The sequence below is a fragment of the Thorsellia kenyensis genome, assembly GCF_042432445.1.
Classification (GTDB): Bacteria; Pseudomonadota; Gammaproteobacteria; order Enterobacterales; family Thorselliaceae; genus Thorsellia; species Thorsellia kenyensis.
In genome coordinates, this window is record NZ_JBHLXE010000046.1 from 1 (window position 1) to 24,627 (window position 24,627).

Annotated in this window: 20 protein-coding genes, 1 other RNA gene and 1 riboswitch; of the genes, 4 read left to right on the forward strand and 17 right to left on the reverse strand. The window is 35.9% G+C overall.

Annotated elements, in window-relative coordinates; translation table 11 throughout:
- Positions 1 to 714 precede the first annotated feature (714 nt).
- From murI to ACFFIT_RS04400, 9 genes are all read right to left on the reverse strand, one after another.
- Complete coding sequence (murI, locus tag ACFFIT_RS04360) at positions 715 to 1,578, reverse strand: glutamate racemase (protein WP_385876431.1); 864 nt, start codon at positions 1,576 to 1,578, stop codon at positions 715 to 717.
- Positions 1,523 to 3,529 (reverse strand): TonB-dependent receptor domain-containing protein, encoded by a 2,007-nt coding sequence (locus tag ACFFIT_RS04365; RefSeq protein ID WP_385876432.1) that lies wholly within the window; start codon positions 3,527 to 3,529, stop codon positions 1,523 to 1,525. Before ACFFIT_RS04365 ends, murI begins: the two co-directional genes overlap by 56 nt.
- A gap of 74 nt (positions 3,530 to 3,603) precedes the next feature.
- Positions 3,604 to 3,861: riboswitch (cobalamin riboswitch) on the reverse strand.
- 739 nt (positions 3,862 to 4,600) lie between these two features.
- An RNA gene (rnpB, locus tag ACFFIT_RS04370) (RNase P RNA component class A) lies at positions 4,601 to 4,976 on the reverse strand.
- 176 nt (positions 4,977 to 5,152) lie between these two features.
- Positions 5,153 to 6,013, reverse strand: a complete 861-nt coding sequence (licT, locus tag ACFFIT_RS04375; RefSeq protein WP_385876433.1) for a BglG family transcription antiterminator LicT — start codon at positions 6,011 to 6,013, stop codon at positions 5,153 to 5,155.
- A 198-nt stretch (positions 6,014 to 6,211) separates the two neighbouring features.
- Positions 6,212 to 7,606, reverse strand: a complete 1,395-nt coding sequence (locus tag ACFFIT_RS04380) for a glycoside hydrolase family 1 protein (protein WP_385876434.1) — start codon at positions 7,604 to 7,606, stop codon at positions 6,212 to 6,214.
- Between the two features lie 43 nt (positions 7,607 to 7,649).
- A complete protein-coding gene (surE, locus tag ACFFIT_RS04385; RefSeq protein ID WP_385876435.1) occupies positions 7,650 to 8,537 on the reverse strand; it encodes a 5'/3'-nucleotidase SurE in 888 nt (295 codons plus the stop codon).
- A 138-nt stretch (positions 8,538 to 8,675) separates the two neighbouring features.
- On the reverse strand, positions 8,676 to 9,509 hold the full coding sequence (locus tag ACFFIT_RS04390; RefSeq protein WP_385876436.1) for a histidine phosphatase family protein: 834 nt from the start codon (positions 9,507 to 9,509) through the stop codon (positions 8,676 to 8,678).
- Between the two features lie 74 nt (positions 9,510 to 9,583).
- Positions 9,584 to 11,476: a beta-glucoside-specific PTS transporter subunit IIABC gene (locus ACFFIT_RS04395; RefSeq protein WP_385876437.1), complete on the reverse strand. Its 1,893-nt coding sequence runs from the start codon at positions 11,474 to 11,476 to the stop codon at positions 9,584 to 9,586.
- 121 nt (positions 11,477 to 11,597) lie between these two features.
- Positions 11,598 to 12,317, reverse strand: a complete 720-nt coding sequence (locus tag ACFFIT_RS04400) for a glucosamine-6-phosphate deaminase (protein WP_385876438.1) — start codon at positions 12,315 to 12,317, stop codon at positions 11,598 to 11,600.
- 462 nt (positions 12,318 to 12,779) lie between these two features.
- Between ACFFIT_RS04400 and yidA the strand changes: the two genes are divergently transcribed.
- Entirely contained in the window at positions 12,780 to 13,604 is an 825-nt protein-coding gene (yidA, locus tag ACFFIT_RS04405) for a sugar-phosphatase (RefSeq protein WP_385876439.1), read from the forward strand.
- Between the two features lie 83 nt (positions 13,605 to 13,687).
- On the opposite strand, the gene purN is transcribed toward yidA, so the two are convergent.
- The 8 genes from purN to ACFFIT_RS04445 all read right to left on the reverse strand — a co-directional run bounded on the left by purN (position 13,688) and on the right by ACFFIT_RS04445 (position 21,217).
- A complete protein-coding gene (purN, locus tag ACFFIT_RS04410) occupies positions 13,688 to 14,359 on the reverse strand; it encodes a phosphoribosylglycinamide formyltransferase (RefSeq protein ID WP_385876440.1) in 672 nt (223 codons plus the stop codon).
- Between the two features lie 96 nt (positions 14,360 to 14,455).
- Positions 14,456 to 15,511, reverse strand: coding sequence for a phosphoribosylformylglycinamidine cyclo-ligase (gene purM, locus ACFFIT_RS04415; RefSeq protein WP_385876490.1), 1,056 nt, complete (start codon positions 15,509 to 15,511; stop codon positions 14,456 to 14,458).
- 147 nt (positions 15,512 to 15,658) lie between these two features.
- Positions 15,659 to 17,131, reverse strand: a complete 1,473-nt coding sequence (locus ACFFIT_RS04420; protein WP_385876441.1) for an alanine/glycine:cation symporter family protein — start codon at positions 17,129 to 17,131, stop codon at positions 15,659 to 15,661.
- Between the two features lie 90 nt (positions 17,132 to 17,221).
- A complete protein-coding gene (gene hemF, locus ACFFIT_RS04425) occupies positions 17,222 to 18,139 on the reverse strand; it encodes an oxygen-dependent coproporphyrinogen oxidase (RefSeq protein ID WP_385876443.1) in 918 nt (305 codons plus the stop codon).
- Between the two features lie 19 nt (positions 18,140 to 18,158).
- Positions 18,159 to 18,521: a purine nucleoside phosphoramidase gene (gene hinT / locus ACFFIT_RS04430; protein ID WP_385876444.1), complete on the reverse strand. Its 363-nt coding sequence runs from the start codon at positions 18,519 to 18,521 to the stop codon at positions 18,159 to 18,161.
- 69 nt (positions 18,522 to 18,590) lie between these two features.
- Positions 18,591 to 19,151 (reverse strand): hypothetical protein, encoded by a 561-nt coding sequence (locus ACFFIT_RS04435; protein WP_385876445.1) that lies wholly within the window; start codon positions 19,149 to 19,151, stop codon positions 18,591 to 18,593.
- Between the two features lie 125 nt (positions 19,152 to 19,276).
- Positions 19,277 to 20,092 (reverse strand): YchF/TatD family DNA exonuclease, encoded by an 816-nt coding sequence (locus tag ACFFIT_RS04440; protein ID WP_385876446.1) that lies wholly within the window; start codon positions 20,090 to 20,092, stop codon positions 19,277 to 19,279.
- Positions 20,093 to 20,167: 75 nt separating this feature from the next.
- Positions 20,168 to 21,217: a DNA polymerase III delta subunit-related protein gene (locus tag ACFFIT_RS04445; protein ID WP_385876447.1), complete on the reverse strand. Its 1,050-nt coding sequence runs from the start codon at positions 21,215 to 21,217 to the stop codon at positions 20,168 to 20,170.
- A gap of 263 nt (positions 21,218 to 21,480) precedes the next feature.
- Between ACFFIT_RS04445 and rfaD the strand changes: the two genes are divergently transcribed.
- From rfaD to rfaC, 3 genes are all read left to right on the forward strand, one after another.
- Complete coding sequence (gene rfaD / locus ACFFIT_RS04450; protein ID WP_385876448.1) at positions 21,481 to 22,407, forward strand: ADP-glyceromanno-heptose 6-epimerase; 927 nt, start codon at positions 21,481 to 21,483, stop codon at positions 22,405 to 22,407.
- A 41-nt stretch (positions 22,408 to 22,448) separates the two neighbouring features.
- Entirely contained in the window at positions 22,449 to 23,546 is a 1,098-nt protein-coding gene (waaF, locus tag ACFFIT_RS04455) for a lipopolysaccharide heptosyltransferase II (protein ID WP_385876449.1), read from the forward strand.
- Between the two features lie 71 nt (positions 23,547 to 23,617).
- A complete protein-coding gene (gene rfaC, locus ACFFIT_RS04460; RefSeq protein ID WP_385876450.1) occupies positions 23,618 to 24,610 on the forward strand; it encodes a lipopolysaccharide heptosyltransferase RfaC in 993 nt (330 codons plus the stop codon).
- The last annotated feature ends 17 nt before the right edge of the window (positions 24,611 to 24,627 follow it).

A 24,627-nucleotide genomic window follows, 5' to 3' on the forward strand; every position in this document is an offset into this window, starting at 1 on the left:
AGCTATATAGTCACTCTTCAAGACTTGATTTTTTCACCGACATCAAAAAGCGTATAGCGTCTTTTTATGTCTGCTTTTGGTCATATCTTGCGAGTGCCCACACAGATTGTCTGATAAATTGTTAAAGAGCATCTAGTATTTCTACTAGGTAGTCGTAAGTAATCTTCTTAACGACAGGGCGCACATTATATTCACCCTTTTTGTTAACGTCAAGTGTTTTTTTAATTTATTTTCACTTTTCGTTTGACTTAGTTTTAAACTTCTATCAACTTCGTCATTAGGCGGCGAATTATAGAGACTATTTTTAATCTTGCAATCTTTTTTCTTAAAAAAAATATCGATCGCTCAAAAAACAACTCATTAATCTATTTTTTAGACTCTCTGGTTATTTAAGTAGCTCATTTTTAATTGCTCTAACCCCTATTCATTTTTCTAGAAAAATAGATAAATAATACGCGCTCTAATTTCTAAAAATTCCCTCATCCATAACTATCTACTAAACTTAATTATCTACTAAAATAGGGAGCCTCTTTAAATTTCTTACTCATGACAGATATAAGTTATCCAAAAAGAAATGAACCACTATGTGAAACAGAAAAGTCTTAACACTGAACTTAAAACTCATGCTCACTCAACAAAATTCCTCTCTGTTTACCAAAATAAATAGGATTTGCATTTATTTTTTCTTTTACCCTCTTTCCCGCGCTCAAATCATTAATCCAATAATTTAAGTTCCGCAAGTTCTTCTAAATGATATCTGTATAAGACATCCTTAAGTTCAAGCGCAGCCTCATTGAGCTCAGTGCAAATTGCTAAATTTTGCTCACAACTGTATTTTAACGGTGCTTCATGTTCTAGAATCCACGCCGTTCTTCTTGCTATTGCTTGGCCTGAATCTACTAACCGGGTACCCTCAGGAAGAACTTTTAATAATTCTTCACTTAACAGAGGAAAATGAGTACAGCCCAAAACGACTGTGTCGGGGGCTTCTTTCATTTTTAACCATGGTTGCAAAATATTTTCTAGCCTATGTAAATCAACGGGTTTTCCATGCAGCTTATCTTCCGCAATATCTACAAGCTCTGATGTGCCTAAAAGATGTATGGATGTATCTGTCGCGAAACGTTCAATAAGTTCTTTTGTATATTCTCTTTTTACCGTTGCTTTAGTTGCTAATATTCCGACTACTTGATTGCTAGTGAGTTTAGCGGCTGGTTTTATAGCAGGCACTACGCCTATGATTGGAAAATCAAAAGTCTCTCTTAAAGGCGGCAAAGAGACAGTACTTGCCGTATTACATGCAATTACTGCTAAAGATAGAGGGTATTTGGCATTAACATGTTTTACAATGCTAAGTACTCGTTCAACAATATATTCCTCAGTTTTTTCTCCGTACGGAAACCCCTCATTATCAAATGCATAGATAAAATGCAATTCAGGGATTAAGGCTTCAATTTCACTATAAACTGATAGACCACCAACCCCCGAATCAAATATCAGAACGGTTGGCTTGCCTTCATGTTTAGAATCGGTATTCGCCCGTGATGTAAAATGCTCTTCCTGTAGGTTGATAGCCATATACAGTCTCTCTTTGCTGGTTAAACATATCTGCTATTCTACCACGAATTGTAACATGAGTTGTAAAATCATAACTTAGAGAAAGATCAAATTGTTGATTAATGGGTAATTTAACAATTTCATTTTTCAACTGATCTGGGAGAAATCGTATATCGTTACGTCTGCCTTCATAATGATAGCTCACCCCTGCATTCAAAGCATCTTTATTAAAATTTAATAGATAATTTAATTGTTTCTGCGCCCTTCTAGGCAGTCTGTTGCCAGTTCTTTTATCTTTAGCATCTAAGTAAGTAAGAGATAATTCATGCGAAAACATATCAAACTCTTTTGTGAATTCTAGTTCAGCCCCCTTAATCTCTGCCAAACCTATGTTAATAAATTTTGTATTCTGATAATCAATAAGTTCTTTAATCTCATTATGATAAGCACTGAATTTAAAATTTATCTCTTGTAATTCTCCGTTCAGCCCCAATTCATATTGCATACTCTCTTCTGGCTTCAGTTCACTGTTTCCACCATATTGGCTATATAGCTGAAGTAAATTAGGTGCTTTATAAGCATGCCCATAGCTAAATGAGACATCTGTATTAAATATAAAGGGATGACTGATCCCTAAATGATAAGTTTGATGACCACCAAATTGACTTTGTTCATCGTGCCTCAAGGCTAATTCAGTTATCCATTTATTGTAAGTCTGCTGGCCGGTTATAAAAATCCCGTTATTTGTTAAATGCAAATGAGATGATTTTAACTCTCCAGGTTGAATCTGTTCTGTGGTTTGTTGTTGCCATTCAGCCCCTAAGTTGATAGTTCCTCCATCATGGCGCAAGGAGTTAATTACTTGGAATTGATTTAAATTCGCTTTATCATTTGAAGCAGTAATATGTTTTTTACCCTTTTTACGATCAAAATTATAATCATTCGTCACATTATGTGTTGCAATAACTTCTAATCCATATCTCCCTTCAACCCAATTCACCCGACCATCAATACTTTGACTTTGCAGCTCTCGTTCATCAATTAAAGCATTAGGATCAATATAAGAATTGAAGCCATCATATTTATTTTTATTATTAAATGCATAGGCGCGTATGTGGCCAGAAAGACGATCAGTAAATTGATGTGCTAACGCGAACCAACCAAAATAATTTTTAAATCCATCCTTGTCCGTTTGTCGGTTTCCACCAGCTTCAGGCATATTAGCAACTGCATCAGTCCCTTGGCTTCGATGAAAACTTAATGCTCCATTTATGATTGTATCACTCGTTGAAATTTGTTGAGTAATATCATATCGTTGATCATCAAAAGAACCTAAACCCAGTGTCAATTGTCCTTTTGTTTCTTGCTTATTTTCTGGATACGTAATTAAATTTATTACGCCGCCTATTGCATCTGAGCCATATAATGCACTCCTCGCTCCTCTTATATATTCAATTTTTTGTATCATAGATAAGGGAATTTGACTGACATCAGGTGCCCCTGAGATATTCGCTTGGTTCAAGCGTATACCATCTATGAGCACAAGCACATGACGTGATTCTGTTCCTCTTACAAATAAACTCGTTTGTTGCCCTACTCCACCTGATTGAGCTAAATTAATTCCTGGAAGTCGCCTTAATACTTCAACAACTGATTGCATTTGTTGCCTTGCAATATCTTCTCTAGTCAAAATAATAGTTGGGGCAATTACAGAAGCTATAGGTTTAATGTAATGATAAGAACTAATAGTAATTTCTTCTTGTTCAAGAGATTCACCAGTAGTGACAATTTCGTCATTCATAGATGTAGGATTATTGTTAGCCAACAATTCAAAGGAACAACAAGACCAAAGTATAAAAGAAATTAAACTCACTGATAAGAAATGTTTAAATATCTTAAAGCTGAATAAGAAATGAAAAAATAAAAACAATAAAGAAGTGACCGACTGAATCGGCATAAAAATAATTAACATTTTTTAAGCATCCATTAAAAACACGATGGATTGCGCGGTGAATCGGTAGATATATCGCGACCTACAATTCTATTGCGGCATCATACCAGGAGGTTTTCGGGCTCAGTCGTTCTATAATTTTTGGTTATAACGTAAAAAATGACTTCCCATCTTTACTGTTTCACTAAGGGATAAAACAATTGAAAAAAATTATTTTTACCAAGAGTTATCCTAAATGAAATTAGACAGTGTCTGCAAATTGCGTATTTTTTACTTCGAACTTTACCGCTGCGCGTCAGCTCTGGGTTTCCACCAGATTCCCTTTCCTAGAAATTCACTATAATGTATAAGTAAACTTAATTCAAATAAATATGCCTAAAAAATTAAACAAATATAAGCATTCAATTCATTCGCTCTAATACTGAAAGGGCTGTTTTTATTGCAAAGAAAAAATCTGAACAATTTAAGTCACATATGCATTTTAAAGAAGAGATAATCACTTTATGCAAGGATAACTTCATTGAACTTTTTAGACCGACACTTGCTCTACTAGAAAGATTGGAAGAAGATTTAGTTTTAGGTAATCTGGTCAAAAAGATAATTGAAGTCAGCAAAAAGGAATATTTAGAATTTTCAGTGCGACTCATCACTCTACAGTTATTGATTCAGTATTGTTATCCCCTCTATTTTAGAAACTACTCTGCTGTTCGGCTTATTTCTCCCATGGCTGTAATATCTAACGATTAAAAGCAAGGTATTAGGCAAAACCTTATTCTTTATGAGCTAATACATAGAGGATGGTTAAAATTTCTATGCTGGTCACTAATGACTTGAATTCGCTGATATTAATTTTTACTTTAAAATAGCAGATTAAGGAACTTCCCCCCATTTAAACTCAGTTATTTTGATGGGTAGTTAGAAATAAGTTTAGACGATAAAACGATTGCCTTATGTTGGAAAAGCCCCTTTGCATCGCTGCGTTTAGTCATGCAGGCTAGTGGTAAATTTTTTGGATAATACAAACAAGGGGCTAGCATTGAACGTTACCTGAATAAATTAAACCTTTAAAAACAGTTTAATTTTAATAAAATTAGGGAGAATTGACCGATAAGCCGGGTTCTGTCGTGGACAATCATTCCTCTAGACCAATAATCGCTCATTGGTTCAAGCAGTCTACCCGAGTTCTATGCGGACCACACTTAACGAACCCCTATTTGACCTTGCTCCGGGTGGAGTTTACCGTGCCACGAACTGTTACCAGTCGCGCGGTGCGCTCTTACCGCACCCTTTCACCCTTACCTGTTCTCTTTCAAGCCATCGGCGGTTTACTCTCTGTTGCACTGGTCGTCAGTTTTTAACTGCCCAGGCGTTACCTGGCACCCTGTCCTATGGAGCCCGGACTTTCCTCCCCTTTACCTGTCTCCTTTTATAAGGACAACAATAAAGCAGCGATTGTCTAGTCAATTCTCACGGACATCTTAGTACAAAAAAGAATATTAGTAAAATGTATTCGTATTTTAAAAATAGATTGAAGCTTATAAGCTCAGTATTTTACAAAACTGCTATATTAGATTAAAACTTTTGATAATCTATCAAGAATATTTGTTCATCCACTCTTTTGACTTATCTTATTTAAAATAGGTTTTAGTTATTTTTCCTTTTTTTATCAAAGAATTCTTTTCGCACTTTTTCTATATGAATAGTTAAGAACATTCGTTCATCGTGAGTCATCGCCTGATGATGGTTTTTCTGTAAATACCAATCTATTTTATGAACACACTCGTAGGCCTTTGCATAATTTTTTGCAATTTCTTCATAGAGGGATTCATCATCTGATTCTACGTACTCACTGCTCAGCATCCTTTGAGTAAAAAATCTAAGGTGAGTTACAAAACGTTGGTATGTTAAAGAGTCCTCATCATAGTCTATATTTAACTGATACTTTACGAGTTTCAAAATATCTTGCATGACTTGGGTTAAATTATTAATTAAATCAGCATTTACTCCCTGAGCATTCTGGGCATTTACAAGATGCATTGCAATAAAAGCGGACTCATCAATTGGTAAATCCACATTCAAACGGTTTTTTATGATACTAAGCGCTTCAATGCCTAATTGAAATTCTCTTGGATAAAAGCGCTTAATCTCCCAAATCATTGCATTTCTCAAGGCAATTCCTTGCTGGTAACGTTCGATTGCAAAATGACAGTGATCTGTTAACGCAATATAAATCATATCGTGGAGTTTACCTAGACGAGATTCTGCGATTTGAATGATATGACTACACGTTGAAAGAACCTCCATAGGAATTTGATTCATCAACTCGGTCATATGTGTCACAATATGATGATTTGACATAGAAAAAATCTTTTCCACTTTATCCCCATCAACTGACTCACCAATTTTCTTTTGAAAACCAAGTCCTCTGCCTATAACAACCTGTTCGTTACCGGAATGATTTAAAGCGAGTACAACATTATTGTTAATAATCTTAACGATTTTCATAGACTCCTCCTTACTTCAAATCATCTCATTCAAACATAATTTATAAGTATTTATAACTTATTTTTCAAAAATAACTGATTGGTATCTTAAAATGGATTGCAACTAACAACCTTTAAAGAGTGGCAGTCTTTTACATTAGATAATGTAAGAAATCAGCTCAATGAAGTGAGAACACACACTCATTGAGCCAAAGAAAAGTTAGCGTTTTAGATTAGAGCCATTAGATTTTATGATATCCTGATACCAATAGAAGCTTTGTTTACGTTTGCGTTCAAGCGTTCCATTACCCTGATCATCCCTATCCACGTAAATAAAACCATAACGTTTTGACATTTGAGCTGTACCCGCACTGACTAAATCAATCGGCCCCCATGAAGTGTACCCCCAAAGTTCAACTCCATCCTTAATCGCTTCTTCCACTTGAACAAGATGATCATTAATGTAATTGATACGATAGGTATCATTAATTTGACCATGTTCATCGAGTTTATCAATAGCACCTAAACCATTCTCAACAATAAAGAGAGGTAATTGATAGCGATCCCATAATGAATTTAGTAATATCCTCATTCCCAAAGGATCTATCTGCCATCCCCATTCAGAGGATTTCAAATGTGGATTAGGAACCATATTTAAAATGTTTGCTTGTGCTTTAGCAATTTCTTCATCAGCAGTAACACATCCACTCATGTAGTAACTAAAAGATATATAATCTACCGTGTGTTTCAAATCTATTTTATCTTGCTCGCTGATATTCACCGTTATATTATTATCTTTAAAATATCGAAGCATATAGCCAGGATAAGCTCCTCTTGCCTGAACATCACCAAAAAATAAGCTATGCCTGGTTTCGGCCATAGCACTGTGTACATCTTCTGGTTTACAAGTTAATGGATAAACTAAACCACCAAGTAACATATTACCGATTTTACCTTCAGGGACTATCTCGTGACATAATTTTACAGCTTTAGCACTTGCAACTAATTGATGGTGAATGGCTTGAAAAATCTCAGATTGTGAAGAACCTTTTTTTAAGCCTACGCCAGTAAATGGCTCATGAAGTGCCATATTAATTTCATTAAACGTGAGCCACAATTTAACTTTATCTTTATAGCGTGTAAATACTGTTTTAGCATAACGTTCAAAACAGTTTATGGTTTCTTTATTACCCCACCCACCTTGATGAACCAATCCCATTGGCATTTCATAGTGAGATAAGGTGATCATAGGTTTAATTCCATGTTTGTGCATACATTCAAATACTTTATCATAAAACTCAAGCCCTGCTTCATTAGGCTGTTGCTCATCTCCTTGAGGAAAGATTCGAGCCCAGGCAATTGAAGTCCGTAAACAACTAAAACCCATCTCCGCAAATAAAGCAATATCTTCTTCATAACGATGGTAAAAATCAATGGCAATATCTTTTAAATTAAAATCACCAGGTGTTCTGGCATCAAGTTCTAAAGAGAGTAAACCTTTAGGTTGCATATCCGAAGTTGTTAACCCTTTGCCGTCTTTAAGATATGCACCCTCCACTTGATTAGCTGCCACTGCGCCGCCCCATAGAAAGTTTTTTGGAAATGCTGTTGTCATTATTTTTTCTCCTTTGATTGATAAATGAGCTTAAAAACTTACTTTACTCTGACACCCCATCTAATAATTGGCGATATTGTTTTTCATAACCTAATGCATTCCAATCGCCATCAATGATGGTGTATGTAATATACTTTTTATGTAACCACCCTGTGTCGGTATCATTCTCATCCACTTTCAGAACCTCAGGGTTAAACTCTTGAATAGTTTGGTTATTATCCAATAGTTTATAGAAATGCTGCGCTGGAGGAAATTTCTCGTTGCCTATATATTTAACGCCTAAAATTTCACTCTTTGAATAGGCGGGATAATTAATACTGAGTCCTGTCCCAGCAGGTAGTAATGGACTTTTTCTATCCCAATTTTGAGCCAATGTGCTCACCATATTAACTGTATATTCGACAGAATCAGGCCAATACTTTTCTGTACTAGGAAATCCTTTAAAAGCAATCAATTCATCGGTATTCCAACCTATACTTACAGCCAATGCAGGATAACCATAGCGAATTGCTCTCACTGCAGCTCCCACAGTTCCTGAATTAATTTGAGCCACACCAGTATTCGGACCATCATTCACTCCAGAAATCACTAAATCAGGCGGTGCATCACGCAAAATACCTAAAAGACCAAAATCTAACGCATCTGCTGGTGTACCAGGAAAACAATAATGCCTATCTCCCTCAACATGATAAGTAAAAGGTTCTTTCTTCATAGTAATTGCAGAGCCAATGCCGCTTTGATTCGTTGCAGGTGCGACTATCCAGGCATCCATGCCTTTTGACAATAATTGCTTTTGTAGTTCAACAGTACCAAAAGAACGACATCCATCATCATTCACAATTAATACCTTTAGTGGTTTGGAATCCTTAGCCATAACTAATGAAGATAATCCTAGCATTCCTAGCAGAAAAATTAATTTTTTAAATTTCATCAAATACTCCTTATCCTTGGATACATTAAAATGATTAAACATACACTGATTATCTAAACCACAACTAAAGAGGATGAAATAATTACTCTTAGAGTCTATTACTTTATCCTCTCGGATCTTTAGCTTCTCTGAATTAAACTATTTTGTTTCTTGTCCCAAAATGGCTTTTCCTTTTTCTAAATAGCTGACGTCGCCAATTTCTTTAACTTCAAACTGTCCATTTTTATAATGAATTTTGGTTACGCTTGCATTTTTTATACCACCTGCGGGTAATTGATAGCCTCCTTTGAGATTATCAACTAGCGCACCAATGCTTAGGCCGTGAGAAACAACTAATATAGGACCACCACCTTGATCAGCACTTTGTTTAGCTATTTCTTCTATACCTGCACGTAACCGTTTAGTAATCGTTGCATAATCTTCTGCAGGCCAATTACTTGGAGGATTTTTTTCCTTAGCCATTTTTACTTTTTCTAAAGCAGCCACACTGTCGGCAAATTCTCTTGGGGAAACATCACTATTGAACCATTCATCAAATGTCATTCCTTGATGTTTAGCTATGTCACTCCACATATTGTGGTTCAGATCGCCTTCATATGTGCCAAAATTAAATTCCCTCATACGCCAATCTTTTTGGACAACTAATTGATTGGAAGTCTGATTTTTTGCAAGAATTAATTCAGCAGTTTGAACGCTTCGGCCACTGTCACTACTGAATGCTCCGACAAAAGGAACATCTTGAAGCCCTACAGCTACTGTATTTACCACCTCTTCACCCTCAGGTGTTAATACAGCATCAGACCAGCCTTGTACTCTATCTGTTGTATTGAGCATAGTTTTGCCGTGGCGTACTAAATAAATTTCCACTTCTTTATCAACGCTTCTTGATTGCATAGGTGTACTGCATGCACTTAGCAATATCGAAGAAAGTAAGCAAGAAACTAGTAATCCTTTTTTTGAAATTTTATTCATTTTAAATCCCATTATGGCACTCCATTCATAATTTACTTTAAATAAATATAGGCTATTTTATACGTCAATAGCCTCTACTTGACTAATTTTAATAATGGACGACTCGTTGTTGCTTCAGTTTCATTTACTGTAAGCACGTCAAAATAATTTTCTGTATTTGTCACTAAAACTGGCGTAGTTAAATCAAATCCTGCTTTAACGATCATATCTTTATCAAAAGAAATCAGTTTCTCACCTTTTTTAATACGTTGTCCCTCCTGGATATGGGCGGAGAAATATTGTCCATTCAATTGAACAGTATCTATACCAACATGAATTAGTAACTCTACACCTGAATCCGTTGTGATACCAATTGCATGTAAGGTTTTAAATAATGAAGTGACCACACCATCTGATGGAGCATAAACATGATTCTCGCTTGGCAAAACAGCACATCCTTTCCCTATTAATCCACTTGCAAAAGTTTCATCTTTTACTTCAGATAAAGGAACGATTTTTCCAATCAAAGGGCTATGCAGTGTATCAACAACAGATTGCATAGTATCTGTTTCTTTTCTATTAGAAGTAATGGTACTATTATCATTAGCATGAACTGTCACCTTCGGTAATCCAAAAAGATATGTCCCTATAAACGACAAAATCATTGCAAAAACAGTACCGATTAGTGCACCATACCAACTACCATCAATACCTGTTGATGGTATGATCTGCAAGAAAGTAAAAATACTTGTTAGACTAGGTGAATAAACTTGCGTATTGGCATACCCGATGATCCCTCCCCCTATTGCACCTGCTATGCAAGCAATGACAAAGGGCTTTTTCAGTGGTAAATTCACCCCATAAATGATGGGTTCAGTGATACCAAAAATACCAGTAATAGAACCTGAGCCAGCAAGGAGTTTTAATTTGGGATCGCGACTTTTCAAAAATACAGCAAATGAAGCAGATACTTGTGCTAACACCGCAGGTAAAATCATAGGGACTATTGGATCAGCTTTTAACGTATCTAAGTTATTATACATAAGTGGTACTAAGCCCCAATGCAATCCAAAAATAACAAAAACTTGCCAAAGTCCGCCAACGATTGCCCCTGCGCCTACAGCAAAAGTATCATAAATAAATTTAAATCCTTGACCTAGGCTTTGTGCTAAGGTAGTAGTTAATGGCCCTACCAAAATCAGAGTCAAAGGAACAACTATCATCAAACATAAAAGAGGTGCTATAAGATTCTTAATTGAAGAAGGCAGAATATTATTGAAAAATCTCTCTGCATGACTCGCTATCCACACAGAAAATATTGCAGGCATTACAGAACTACTGTAACTCATTAATACAACAGGTATCATTAAAAAATCTATACCCTGAGCACCGGGTTTTCCAGATTCATTAAATGCATTAACAATATCTGGATGAACTAATGATGCCCCTATAGCCATACCTATAAAAGGGTTACATTTAAATTTGAGTGAAGAAGTATAACCAATAATAATGGGAAAGAAATAAAACAGCGCATCACTCGCGGTATTCAAAATGAGTCGAGTTCCAGAAGTAGCTTCCCATAATTTTAATTGATCACAAAGGGCTATAATTCCTTTTAAAATACCACTTGCAGCTAATACACCTAAAAAAGGGGTAAAAATTCCTGAAACTAAATCTACAAATTTTTCTAATAGATTACCAGAAGATGTGTTCTTACTGTCAGCAATATTTAGATCACATTCAGCCGCAATGAATTTGAACACATCTCCAACATGATTGCCAATCACAACTTGAAATTGTCCTCCGCTCTCTACGACCATAATCACATCAGGATGATTTTTAAGTGCCTCCCTATCAGGAATATCTTTATCATTTAATTTAAATCGAAGGCGAGTAGCACAATGCACTACACTGGCTACATTTTCTTTGCCCCCAACTAAAGCAAGAACATCTCTAGCTGTTGCTTCATATTTTCCTTGTTTACTCATATAATTACCCTCATTAAAAAGCTTACTTCATAATAAAATCTATTTAAATTTAATTGATTATAAATAAGTCAAGAATTCCTTATGCTGTTAATAGTTCATTTAAATATTAACTCAATAATCATTATTTTTTAGTGAGTTCGCTGGCAGCGTCTTCATCTAATACTACGGTAAGATTGGGATGTAATTGCAAAATTGATGCAGGAACATCTAGGGTAATGGGCCCCTCTAAAGCTTGTTTAATAATATTTGCTTTAGATTTCCCCGTTGCAAATAGAACTAAATGACGTGCATGCATAACACTTTTAGGGCCCATAGTTACCCAATAATCAGGGACCTTAGTGATGTCTCCACCCACCTCATTGAGCAAAAGTTCTTTATGTTTTTCAGTAGCATTAATACGAACCGTCTTATCTTGCCATTCTGTTGTATTGGGTAAGTTGCCACAAAAATGTCCATCTGCACCAATACCCATTAAAATTAAGTCTAATCCACCCGCCTTATCAATCATGTCATCGAATTGAAGATAATTATACGGAGTCATTTGCATTATTTGATCAGAAGAGATATTAGCTGGTTTAAAATAGAGCCTATTGAGATGGTGCATAGTGAGTCCATACCCTTGCTCGTCAAAAACAGGAATTTCATCAAAATTGAAATAAGTAACATTAGAAAAGTGTGGCTTATTTTTGACTTGTTCAACTAATAATTCATACGTCCGTTTAGGCGTATTTCCTGCTGTTATAGCCATATTAACTTTTTTCGGTTGGATCATCTTACTCAAAAGCAAGGTCATAGTACTCTGGCTCATTGCTTCATAATCTTTTTCAACAATCAGTTGCATAATTTATTGTCCCAATAAAATAAATTGTGGTTAGATACACTCTGTTAGAATTTTAGGCAAAAAAAAACCTGAAACATCCTTCCCCTTCTGAAAAGAGGTAAAAAGTGTTTCAGGTTTTGCCCACTGAAAGTGGTTACAATCCTTAAAATTTGAATAAATCTAACAAAGCTAGTGTAATAGGTAAAGCAATCTATTTTAAAAATGTGACAAGGATCATAAGAAGCCTTTAAAAATGCAACGTTTGTATAGAAAAGATTTTTTGCTTATTTAGTGATATTTAAATACTGAGATATATTAATTTCTTCTAAGCAATATTTGCATATCGAGGAAAGATATTGAATAATCGCTTTACTACATTTATGAGTGAATAGTCATCTAAAATATACCAAAAATAATTATGGACATAATGCTGAACAAAACGATTAATACAATTACCTAATAAACTATAGAAAAGAGGAAAATATGAGTAATCCCCCAAAGAAAATAGAATTAATAGCCTTAGATATGGATGGTACATTATTAAATAGCCAGCATGATATCTCTGAATACACTATTGATGTCATCACAAAAGTAAGAGCAAAAGGGATAAAAGTCGTCCTTGTGACAGGACGTCCTTATATAGGAACTGTTAAATTTACCGAAAAACTTAGCATGCGTGAAGACAATGATTACGTAATTGTTTGTAATGGATCATTAACCATAAAGCCTAAAACTGGAGAGGTTGTGACTCAAGAAACACTAGACATCAATGATTATTATGAATTAGAAGCATTATCACGTGAACTCAACGTTCATTTTCATGTATTTGATAAGGATAATGTATATACTGCGAATAAAGATATCAGTCCTTATACCATTTTGGAAACGCAATTGACAGGTATTGCGCTTAAATTCAGGACACCTGAAGAGATGCCAAAAGAGATGCAATTTCCAAAAATGATGATGATTGATGAACCTGAGGTTTTAAATCAAGCCATCGCTAAGTTGCCCCCATCACTTTATGAACGCTATAATATTATCAAAAGCGCCCCTTATTTCTTAGAAATTATTCCCAAAGGAGTAAATAAAGGGCTTACACTTAAAAAACTTGCACACAAACTAGGTATACCGGCTGAACATATTTTAGCAATGGGAGATCAAGGCAACGACATAGCGATGTTTGAATTTGCAGGATATTCAGTTGCGATGGGTAATGCCATAGACGAATTAAAAGAGATTGCAGATGGCGTTGCAGAGACAAATGACAATGATGGCGTCGGCAAAACTATAGAGAAATTTTGCCTATAAAGTATATTCTCAATATCAACTTAGAATTTTAGCTACTGAATCTTTTCGCACAGTGGCTAAATATAATTTCTATTATTTATTCTTTAAGGTGCATAGCCTGATGGCCCTAAAGCTAAGCCATCGAGATACGCTACATTATTTTCTAATTTAAGTCTACCATCGATAAACCAGCGAACAACTAAAGGATAAATTTGATGCTCTTGATATTTAACACGTTCCGTTAAAATATCAGCATCATCTTCAGGAAATACCGGGACTTTCGCTTGTAAAATAACCGGGCCAGAATCTAACCCTGTGTCAACAAAATGGACACTTGTACCATGCTCCGTTTCATTAGCCTCTAAAACACGTTGATGAGTATCTAAACCTTTATATTTAGGTAATAGAGAGGGATGAATATTAATTAGTTTCCCTGATAGAGCCTCAACAAATTGTTCGGATAAAATACGCATATAACCAGCTAAAACCACTAAATCAGGAGAGTAACTCTGGATAATCTCAAGCAATGCCTCATCAAAGAGTGCTCTATTAGCAAAATCCGCCTGCTTAACAATATGCGTATTAATATTTGCTTCCCGAGCAAATTCCAGACCACCAGCTGAGGGATTGTTTGTAAGTACAGCACAAATATTTGCGTTGATAGGTTCGCTAACATGAAAAGAGTGAGTCTCTTGGCAATTGTCGATTAAAGTTTTTAAGTTAGAGCCTGAACCTGAGATAAGGACAACAATTTTTTTTGGGGAGTGAGTGGTCATAGCAAACAATAATTCTCTTTATTGAAGATCATAAGAAAGTCAGCCGCTAAAAACAAATTGTACGGCTGACTTCGTTCGATGAGTGACATAAAATAATTATTTAATAATTACTTGTGGACTTTGTACTTCTGCACGTTCGATAATTTCGCCAATTTGCCACGCTTTTTCGCCAGCAGAGTGGAGTAAATTGAGAGCATCTTCGACATGCTCTTTTGGCAGTGCAATAATCATACCCACCCCACAATTAAAGGTCCTATACATTTCATGCGTAGTAACGTTACCCTCTCTTTGCAACCAGGTAAAAATTGCAGGCCATTGCCAGCTTGATTCATTAATAGATGCAGTAAGATTATCTGGGAGTACACGAGGAATATTTTCCCAAAATCCGCCACCTGTAATATGCACCAACCCATGAACTGGGAGTTTTTTTAATAGCTCGAGTACAGATTTAACATAAATTTTGGTCGGAGCCATCAAATGATCTGCAATCGATTTTCCATCTAGCATCACTTTATTTGGTGCTGTTTTACTGATTTCTAAAATTTTACGGATTAAAGAGTATCCATTAGAGTGAGGCCCGCTGGAACCTAAAGCAATTAAGGCGTCATTAGCACTTACTTTTGATCCATCAATAAGTTTAGATTTTTCCACTACTCCTACGCAAAAACCGGCTAAATCATAATCTTCGCCTTCATACATACCTGGCATTTCAGCGGTTTCACCACCAACCAGTGAGCAACCCGACTGTACACAACCCTCAGCTATACCTTCTACAACTTTGGCGGCAGTCTCTACATTTAATTTTCCTGTTGCGTAATAATCCAGAAAAAATAAAGGTTCAGCGCCTTGCACAATTAAATCATTAACGCACATAGCGACTAAATCGATACCTATTGTTTCATGGCGCCCTAAATCCATCGCCAATCTCAATTTAGTGCCCACTCCATCTGTGCCTGATACCAAAATTGGCTCTTCATAGCCTTTAGGTATTGCACAAAGAGCACCAAAACCACCTAATCCTCCCATTACCTCAGGCCGAGTTGTTCTTTTAACAGCACCTTTAATCCTCTCAACAAGGGCATTACCAGCGTCTATATTAACACCAGCTGACTGATAGTCTAACGAAGGTCTTGGATCTACTTCATTTAATATATTATTTTTTGTGGTATTTTCTTGGTTCACTTTGCTTATCCTAAATATGAAGGGTCAATTTAAACATAATTTAGTTAAAAGCCGCTGTAAATTCAGATGAAAATTCAGGCTTTAAATTAAGATTACTTACTACATAAACATTTTATACTATTTTTCTCTATTAATCTCATCCCAAAGATCAGCATTTTTAATACCTAACTTAGTAGGTTGAAATATAGGGGTTTTTCCCGCTTTTTTCTGGGTTTCATAATCTCTAAGTGCTTTGATGGCAGGTCGAAACAAAATCAATAGAGCGATGATATTCATCCATGCCATTAGTCCTACACCAATATCACCAAGATGCCATGCGGTTTTACTTGCATATATGCATCCTAAAAAGACAGTGATAATACTTCCTAACCTTAAATAATTGATTACTAGTAAACCAGGCTTATTAGAAAATAAATAAGTCAAATTTGTCTCCGCCATATAGTAGTAAGCGATGATGGTCGTGAAAGCAAAAAACAGTAAAGCAATCGCAACAAATCCTTTACCAAAGCCAGGCATGATAGATTCAATAGAGTGCTGAACAAATGCAGGACCTGCATCGACACCTACAAGTCCTGCATAAATAAATGCATCGGGGTCATTAGGATCGACAATATTATACAGTCCAGTAGAAAGCATAATAAATGCAGTTGCGGTACAGACAAATAAGGTATCGATATATACTGAAAATGCTTGAACGTAACCCTGCTCAGCAGGATGCTGAACCTCTGCTACTGCAGCTGAATGAGGGGCGCTACCTTGGCCAGCTTCATTAGAATATAAACCTCTCTTGACTCCCATTTGAATAGCTTGCCAAATCACGGCACCAAACACCGGACCTAAACCAAAAGCACCTTCAAATATCATTTTTATCATACCAGGGACGGCTTTAAAATTTATAACGATGATGATAATCGCAACAAGCACGTAAGCGATTGCCATAAATGGAACTACCCACTGTGCAAAGCTGGCAATTCTTTTTAAACCACCAAAGATAACAAAAGCCATTACTATAGAAATACCTATTGCAGTATATAAAGGTGGTATTTCCCAAGCCACGGTTAGACTTTCAGCAATGGCATTAGATTGATTGGTAGGTAATAAAAAGCCCCAAGCGAGTACAGTAAACCCAGCAAACAAGAGTGCATACCATTTTTTTCCCATTGCTTTCTCTATATAATAAGCCGGACCTCCACGATACTCTGCTTTATTATCTTTTTGTTTGTAGATCTGGGCGAGCGTACATTCGACAAAAGAGGTAGATGCTCCTAAAAAGGCAACAACCCACATCCAAAATATCGCACCCGGACCGCCTACACCTATCGCTAATGCTACGCCTGCAATATTTCCCGTACCTACTCGGCCCGAAAGAGACATCGCGAAAGCTTGAAAAGAGGATACGCCTGATGCAGAAGATTTGTTATTAAGCATCAAACGTATCATCTCTTTAACCCCACGAACTTGGATAAAACGTGTGGCAATTGAAAAAAACAAACCTGCAAATAAACATAATCCAATCAAAGGATAGCTCCATACTAGTCCTTGTATAGATTCTAGTCCTCGAACAAATATATTTCCTTTTGCTACTTCCATAACTTAATCTCCCTGTGGTTATCAAATGCCATTTTTACTCATAAAAAATGGTTATACATAGGTACACATTACTCAATGTATATTTATTACTTAGATGGTTGCCCATTCTCTTGGAACTAGAAAATAGTCTAAAAGTTTAGCTTCTTCAGAGCCCTGCTTAATCTCATAGCCATATGTCCATTTCACCTCAGGAGGCATAGACATTAATATAGACTCAGTTCTTCCCCCTGTCTGCAGACCAAACAAGGTACCTCTGTCCCAAACCAGATTAAACTCAACATATCGTCCCCGTCTGTGTAATTGAAAATCACGCTCTTGTGTCCCATAAACCATTGATTTACGTTTCTCAATAATAGGCAGATAAGCGTCTAAATAACCTTGTGCAACCGCTTTTGTAAAAGAGAATGCAGTATGAAAATTAGGTGAATTCAGATCATCAAAGAATAATCCTCCTACCCCTCTAGGCTCTTGCCTATGTTTTAAGTAAAAGTATTCATCACACCACGATTTATATTTTGGATAAATGTCATCACCAAAAGGGAGACATAATTGTTTAGCTGTATTATGCCAATGAATAACGTCTTCTTCGAAAGGATAAAAAGGGGTTAAATCAAATCCGCCGCCGAACCACCAAATCGGTTTTTCATTGGGTTTGTTTGCGATAAAAAAACGTACATTCGCGTGTGAAGTAGGAACATAGGGGTTGTGCGGGTGCATCACTAGCGAAACACCTAATGCATTAAAAGAGCGACCTGCAAGTTCAGGTCTATGTGCAGTTGCTGAGGCAGGCATATTCTCTCCATAAACATGAGAAAAATTAACGCCTCCTTGCTCAAACACCCCACCATTTTGAATGACTCGGCTACGGCCTCCGCCGCCACCTTCTCTTTGCCAAGATTCTTCTTTAAAAATGCCTAAACCATCGGCTTTCGTTAACTGTTCACAAATTTTATCTTGTAAGGCTAAAAAATAGGATTTTATCTCCTCAAGTTCAATACTCTCTATCATAAGTTTTCTCTTAGATGATTTATGAATGAGACGACAGCATAGGTCCTAAAGGACGGCCACCGACTAAATGAATATGGATATGGTAAACTTCTTGTCCACCATGTTTATTACAGTTCATGATCAAACGATAGCCATCCTCAGCAATACCTTGTTCACTAGCAATTTTAGCAGCTACGGTCATCATTCTTCCAAGTGTTAATTCATGTTCTATTTTCATATCATTTGCAGTCGGAATTAATATATTAGGAATGACTAAAATATGAACTGGCGCTTGTGGGCTAATATCTTTAAATGCTGTAACAAGATCATCTTGATAAACAATATCTGCAGGAATTTCCTTCCTAATAATTCGACTAAAAATAGTTTCTTCTGCTTGAGTCATTTTTCTCTCCTTAAAATAAACATGATAATTATTTCAATGATATCTCGATATTGATGATATGACTGAATATCAATTAGATTTTGATGTCCTTTCTAACTGCACGACAGAAAATTGAGCAGAAGTTTGTTCATCACCAGCCACTCCCTCTATCAGCTGTATATTTTTCACCTCTTCGCCAAGGGCTGGAAAAAATAGTTGTATTTCTGCCACCTCGTTGCGAAATAGTTGATACCATTCATTTTGATTACAAGATTTAATTGGGCTAACCTGCTTTTCTAAAAAATATATTTTGTTTGTATCCACATCAATTAACCTATAAGCACTAGGATCATTGACATCCCAAAGACAATAAGCACCAGAAGGATTAATAGGATCAATGGTCAACTGCACTCTTGTTGAATAAGGAGATAGTTCAATAGCATTTAAAAAAACGTTAGGATCGGTATTAGAATGTAGATTTGTAAACATCTGAATAAAATTAAGATTATCTTCCTTCTTTTCATTAGTCACTTTAATTCTTTCTTCTACTACCGAGGGGGTCTGTTTAATATTCGCATAAATATATAATGGGGAACAAGCACTCAACACCGAAAGGAATGCAAGCGAGAGTTTTTTATATTTTCTTGTCATTATTAAAATTCCTAAGAGAAATTGATGCCTTGCCGAGATATACTCATCTATTTATCTTCACTGCGTCAGTAAAGATTAAAACTGATTTATCTAACATTGAACGATAATTGAAAAATTAATTTCTATTATTTATTTTCTATACTCGAAAGTAATTTATCATAATCTAAATGAGCGAAATCACAAAAGTTTTTTGTTGTTTGGTGAGCTAACGTATGCAGATCGCACTGCTTGAGTGTCGCTAAAAAACTTGCAACTTCCTTGACATATGCTGGTTGATTTTCTTTCCCCCTATAAGGAACTGGCGCTAAATAGGGAGAGTCTGTTTCTATGAGCATTCGGTCTAAAGGAACATATTTCGCCACATCTTGAAGATCTTTAGCATTTTTAAAAGTCACAATACCGGAAAAAGAAACATACATCCCCATGTCAAGTACAGCTTTTGCCGTAGGAATATCTTCAGTAAAACAGTGTAAGACACCGCCACAACGTGTCACATCTTCTGATTTTAAAAGCGCTAAAGTATCTGCTCTCGCTTGCCTTGTATGAACAATAATCGGTTTTTGTAATTCTGCACCAATCGCTATATGTTCAACAAATCGTCTTTGCTGCAATACCATAGATTCGGTTTCATGATAATAATCTAGACCTGTCTCCCCTAATGCGATGACATTATCTTCACTGGCTAATGCTAAAAACTCATCAAACTCATAAGGTGATTCATTTACATAACAAGGATGAACGCCACACGAATAGGCCACGTGGGGAGAAGTGCCAACTAATCGCCTCATCTCTTTATAACCGCTCAAAGATGTTGCCACTGCCAACATGTATCTAACATCTGAATTAACGGCATTCTCTATTATTTTATTGATATCGGTCTTATGCTTTTCATAATCAAGTAAATTGAGGTGACAATGAGAATCCACAAAAAAATTACGCATGTTCTTTTTATTTTCCTTTTATTCGAATTTTTTAACCATTAATTGATTTTTGTATGATTTTTATATTCTTTATTATTAGAGGGTCAATAACTCCAATTTTTTTTGCTGCCACTTAAGTAAAAAATTTGCCATAAGTAATTCTAAATTAAGACCACTATTAGTTAATAGAAGATGTCTTAAATGAAGGCCATTCTGGCTTAATGCTTGCAAGAAATGCCTATCCCATTCAGCCAAACGCTCAATCACTGGCATCATATCTGAATTGATTATTAAATCTTCAATATAGCCAGGCTCAACTATCACTGACGTTGAACTCTTTATTGACTGAATTTTCATTGCATCAATCACCAAAGACATCAAAGAATCCAAATGCAATAACCAATTTTCTTTGGTTAAATAATTTAATAAACTCAGTGGCAGGTTAGCCAAAATAGCACTATGCAGGTCATTCATAAAATGTATTCTTTGTGCTACAAAGCCCTCATTTAATAGTGATTTAGCTATTAATGGAGCCCCCAGAGCAATTTTTAATGCAATAGAGAGTGTTTCTTCTGGTATGTCTAGAAATTCATTTTTTAACCAATTTAATGCAGCTTGTTTATCTATAGTTGCAATAGGAAAATTTAAACATCGACTTTTAATAGTTGCAAGTAAAGCATCTGGGGCATAGGTAGACAGTAAAAAAAAAGTTTTCTCTGGTGGTTCTTCAAGTATTTTAAGTAGGGCATTCATTGCAGCATGAGTCATTGCTTCAAGCTGAACAATTTGAACAATTTTCGCTCCACCTTGATTAGCATGCTGATAAAGCTGTTCTGTCATCAAACGGATGATATCAATGCCTATTTGCTTTTTATCTTTTTCTGGTGCAATGGTATGATAATCTGGATGGTTCCCTGCACTCATCAATAAGCAAGAAGGACATACGCCGCACGCTGAAGTTGAGTCAATCATACACTCTTTACATAAGAGGTAACTTGCCAGTGTATGGAATAATTCATCTTCTCCTTGTCCTTTAGCACAAGAGAGCAGTAAAGCATGATGACCTTCTCTATTAGCATACATTCCTATTAATGTCTGATAAATAGAGATTAACCATGGCATAGAAGGTGTCATAGAATACCCCATACTAATTATCCTTATTTCATAACGGTAAAAACCTAAGATGCAACTCAGTTTTATATAATTCTCTCATTATAGCATCTTAATTACATATGCATAAATCCAATGCTAAAATTGTGTTTATTAATCTTTTATATTCGAATTATTTTTATCATAATGAGAAGTTAATTGATTAATAAACTCTTAGGTTGATTAGGTAATTGAATCACTTCGCGTTATAATAAAAACATTAAAATAGATTTACCTTCACAAAAAATGAGGAGTCAACAATGATTATTGTCACAGGTGGCGCAGGATTCATAGGAAGTAATATTATTCATGCACTTAATAAAAAAGGCATTCGCGATATTTTGGTTGTCGATCATTTAAAAAATGGCATTAAATTTAAAAATTTAGTTGATTTAGATATTGCTGATTATTTAGATAGAGATGAATTTCTCTCACTCATCATGTCGGGAGAATCTTTGGGTAAAATTGAAGGAATTTTCCACCAGGGCGCGTGCTCTGCAACCACTGAGTGGGATGGTAAATATATGATGGAAAACAACTATCAATACTCAAAAGATCTTTTACATTGGAGTCTTGAGAATCAAGTACCCTTTATTTATGCTTCTTCAGCAGCAACTTATGGTGGTAGAACAGATAATTTCATCGAAGAAAGAGAATTTGAAGAACCGTTGAATGTCTACGGCTATTCTAAATTTTTATTTGACGAATATGTCAGAAATATTTTGCCTGAAGCAGATTCACCGATTTGTGGATTAAAATATTTTAATGTCTATGGACCTAGAGAGTCCCACAAAGGAAGTATGGCCAGTGTCGCTTTTCATCTAAACAATCAAATGAATAAAGGAGAAAATCCAAAACTATTCTCAGGAAGTGAGGGATTTTTAAGAGATTTTATTTATGTTGAAGATGTGGCAAACATTAATCTTTGGTGTTTAAAGAACAAAATCTCTGGGATTTTTAATGCGGGGACAGGAAAAGCGGAATCATTTGAAGCGGTTGCCAAGGCAGTAATCGCATTCCACCAAAGAGGGCAAATTGAGTCTATTCCTTTTCCTGACCACTTGAAAGGACATTATCAAGCTTATACCCAAGCTGATTTAACGAAATTAAGAGCAGCTGGCTACACGCATGATTTTCATACCGTAGCGCAAGGTGTAAATAAGTACTTAACCTGGTTAAATAAATAATCATTAATGAGTCACAATTTGTGGCTGTTGAGTAAAAAATAATGCGAATATTAGTCATTGGACCCTCTTGGGTCGGCGATATGATGATGTCTCAAAGCTTATATCGTACGTTAAAACAAACTCATCCTAATGCACTTATTGATGTTTTGGCCCCTGCATGGAGTTTTCCTTTACTCAGTAGAATGCCTGAGATAAATCAAGGTATTGAAATGCCCTTAGGCCACGGCGCATTAGGGATTAAGGCAAGAAGAGAATTAGGAAAAAAATTAAGAGAAAATGGTTATACTCATGCTTATATTTTACCTAATTCTTTTAAGTCTGCACTCATTCCTTGGTTTGCAAAAATTCCTACTAGAGTTGGGTGGAGAGGAGAATTTCGCTATGGCTTATTAACTGATTGTAGAAAACTTAATAAGACTGATTTTGAAAAAATGGTAGAACGTTATGTTGCTCTGGCATATCCCTCACAAGCAATTAAAACAGCAAAAGATATCCCTGAACCAATTTTAGTCCCCAAACTACAGGTTTCATCATCGGAGTCAATAGCTGTGGCAGAAAAGCTTATACCTAAGTCTTGGTTAACCACTCTAAAACAAAATCCTAAACAACTCTTCATTGGCTTTTGTCCTGGAGCCGAATTTGGTCCAGCTAAAAGATGGCCTGATTATCACTATGCAGCACTTGCTAAACAATTAATATCGCTTGGTCACTACATAGTGATTTTAGGATCTGCCAAAGATGAAGCAATTGGAGAAGATATTATACGCCAGTTAAATGCCGAACAGCAGGAAGGTTGTATCAATCTTGCAGGGAAAACCTCCCTAGATGAGGTGATGTGTCTTATTACAGCACTAGATTATGTGGTAACCAACGATTCAGGTTTAATGCATATTGCAGCTGCATTTGATAAACCACTATTGGCTTTATACGGTCCAACAAGCCCGAATTTTACTCCTCCTTTATCCAGCAATGCTCAAATTATAAGGTTAATTGAAGGATTCATCAAAATTCGTAAAACTAACCAAGCAATGGGGTATCACCAAAGTTTAGTAGATATTAGCCCCAAAATGGTCATGGAAAAAATACAAGAAAGGTTATTGGCTTTAGAAAACCGTTTATTTACTTTATATAATGAATAGATAATATATTGTTTGTGACAAGTATTGAGCCTCATAACTCACTAACTGAACATAATAAAAGGATACCCTACTTGAAGATTTTATTAGTAAAAACTTCCTCGATGGGAGATATATTGCACACGCTTCCAGCCTTAACCGATGCGTTATCTTTTTTTCCGCAAATACAAGTAGATTGGGTTGTTGAAGAGAATTTTGCTCAAATTCCTAGTTGGCACAAAACCATTAGACGGGTGATACCGATAGCACTGAGACGATGGAGAAAATCTTGGTTTGCCAAAGAGACGCGAGAGGAGCGCTTTAAATTTTTAGCCGCTATAAAATCAGAACAATACGACTTGATTATCGATGCTCAAGGACTTATTAAAAGTGCTTTGTTTGTTGTAAGGCATGCTAGAGGCACTAAACACGGCTATTCGTTTAAATCTGCGAGAGAAGGATTGGCTAGTTTTTTTTATGATAAGCGCCATACTGTCGCTACAGATCTACACGCAGTTGAACGCATCAGAATGCTATTTGCCCAATCATTAGGCTATCAGTTGCCTATCTCTGTAGGAAATTATGATATTGCCTCATATTTTCAAGATAGACACTCTGCTGTAGAAGCATCTAATTTATCAGGCGAGGCTGAAAAAAATACCTATTTAATTTTTTTACATAGTACCACTCGAGATGAAAAACACTGGCCTGAAAACCATTGGTTAGAACTAATTCGATTGATAGCGCCTTTAAACTATAAAATTAAACTGCCTTGGGGTACAGATAAAGAAAAACAGCGTGCTGAACGTTTAGCGGAAGATTTTGATTTTATTGAAGTATTGCCTAAGCTTAACCTTTATGAAGTTGCTAATGAAATTGCGCATTGTAAAGCTGTTATTTCGGTAGATACAGGGCTTAGCCATCTCACTGCGGCGCTTAGTAAACATAACATTACGCTGTATGGTCCTACAGATCCTAATTTAATTGGAGGATATGGCATAAACCAAAATGCACTGACAAGTCCAACTGGACAAATGAAGGATATTTTACCTCTAGATGTATTTGAGAAGTTAAAGCTATTAAACTAAAAGAATAGGTATATGTA

Bases quoted from the DNA above. Each gene is read 5' to 3' on its own strand.
- ACFFIT_RS04390 (WP_385876436.1), bottom strand. From the start codon at position 9,509: ATGAATAAAATTTCAAAAAAAGGATTACTAGTTTCTTGCTTACTTTCT.
- murI (WP_385876431.1), bottom strand. From the start codon at position 1,578: ATGGCTATCAACCTACAGGAAGAGCATTTTACATCACGGGCGAATACC.
- ACFFIT_RS04380 (WP_385876434.1), bottom strand. From the start codon at position 7,606: ATGACAACAGCATTTCCAAAAAACTTTCTATGGGGCGGCGCAGTGGCA.
- yidA (WP_385876439.1), top strand. From the start codon at position 12,780: ATGAGTAATCCCCCAAAGAAAATAGAATTAATAGCCTTAGATATGGAT.
- hinT (WP_385876444.1), bottom strand. From the start codon at position 18,521: ATGACTCAAGCAGAAGAAACTATTTTTAGTCGAATTATTAGGAAGGAA.
- purN (WP_385876440.1), bottom strand. From the start codon at position 14,359: ATGACCACTCACTCCCCAAAAAAAATTGTTGTCCTTATCTCAGGTTCA.
- waaF (WP_385876449.1), top strand. From the start codon at position 22,449: ATGCGAATATTAGTCATTGGACCCTCTTGGGTCGGCGATATGATGATG.
- ACFFIT_RS04440 (WP_385876446.1), bottom strand. From the start codon at position 20,092: ATGCGTAATTTTTTTGTGGATTCTCATTGTCACCTCAATTTACTTGAT.
- ACFFIT_RS04365 (WP_385876432.1), bottom strand. From the start codon at position 3,529: ATGTTAATTATTTTTATGCCGATTCAGTCGGTCACTTCTTTATTGTTT.
- licT (WP_385876433.1), bottom strand. From the start codon at position 6,013: ATGAAAATCGTTAAGATTATTAACAATAATGTTGTACTCGCTTTAAAT.
- surE (WP_385876435.1), bottom strand. From the start codon at position 8,537: ATGAAATTTAAAAAATTAATTTTTCTGCTAGGAATGCTAGGATTATCT.
- ACFFIT_RS04400 (WP_385876438.1), bottom strand. From the start codon at position 12,317: ATGCAACTGATTGTTGAAAAAGATTATGAAGCAATGAGCCAGAGTACT.
- hemF (WP_385876443.1), bottom strand. From the start codon at position 18,139: ATGATAGAGAGTATTGAACTTGAGGAGATAAAATCCTATTTTTTAGCC.
- rfaD (WP_385876448.1), top strand. From the start codon at position 21,481: ATGATTATTGTCACAGGTGGCGCAGGATTCATAGGAAGTAATATTATT.
- ACFFIT_RS04445 (WP_385876447.1), bottom strand. From the start codon at position 21,217: ATGGGGTATTCTATGACACCTTCTATGCCATGGTTAATCTCTATTTAT.
- ACFFIT_RS04420 (WP_385876441.1), bottom strand. From the start codon at position 17,131: ATGGAAGTAGCAAAAGGAAATATATTTGTTCGAGGACTAGAATCTATA.
- ACFFIT_RS04435 (WP_385876445.1), bottom strand. From the start codon at position 19,151: ATGACAAGAAAATATAAAAAACTCTCGCTTGCATTCCTTTCGGTGTTG.
- ACFFIT_RS04395 (WP_385876437.1), bottom strand. From the start codon at position 11,476: ATGAGTAAACAAGGAAAATATGAAGCAACAGCTAGAGATGTTCTTGCT.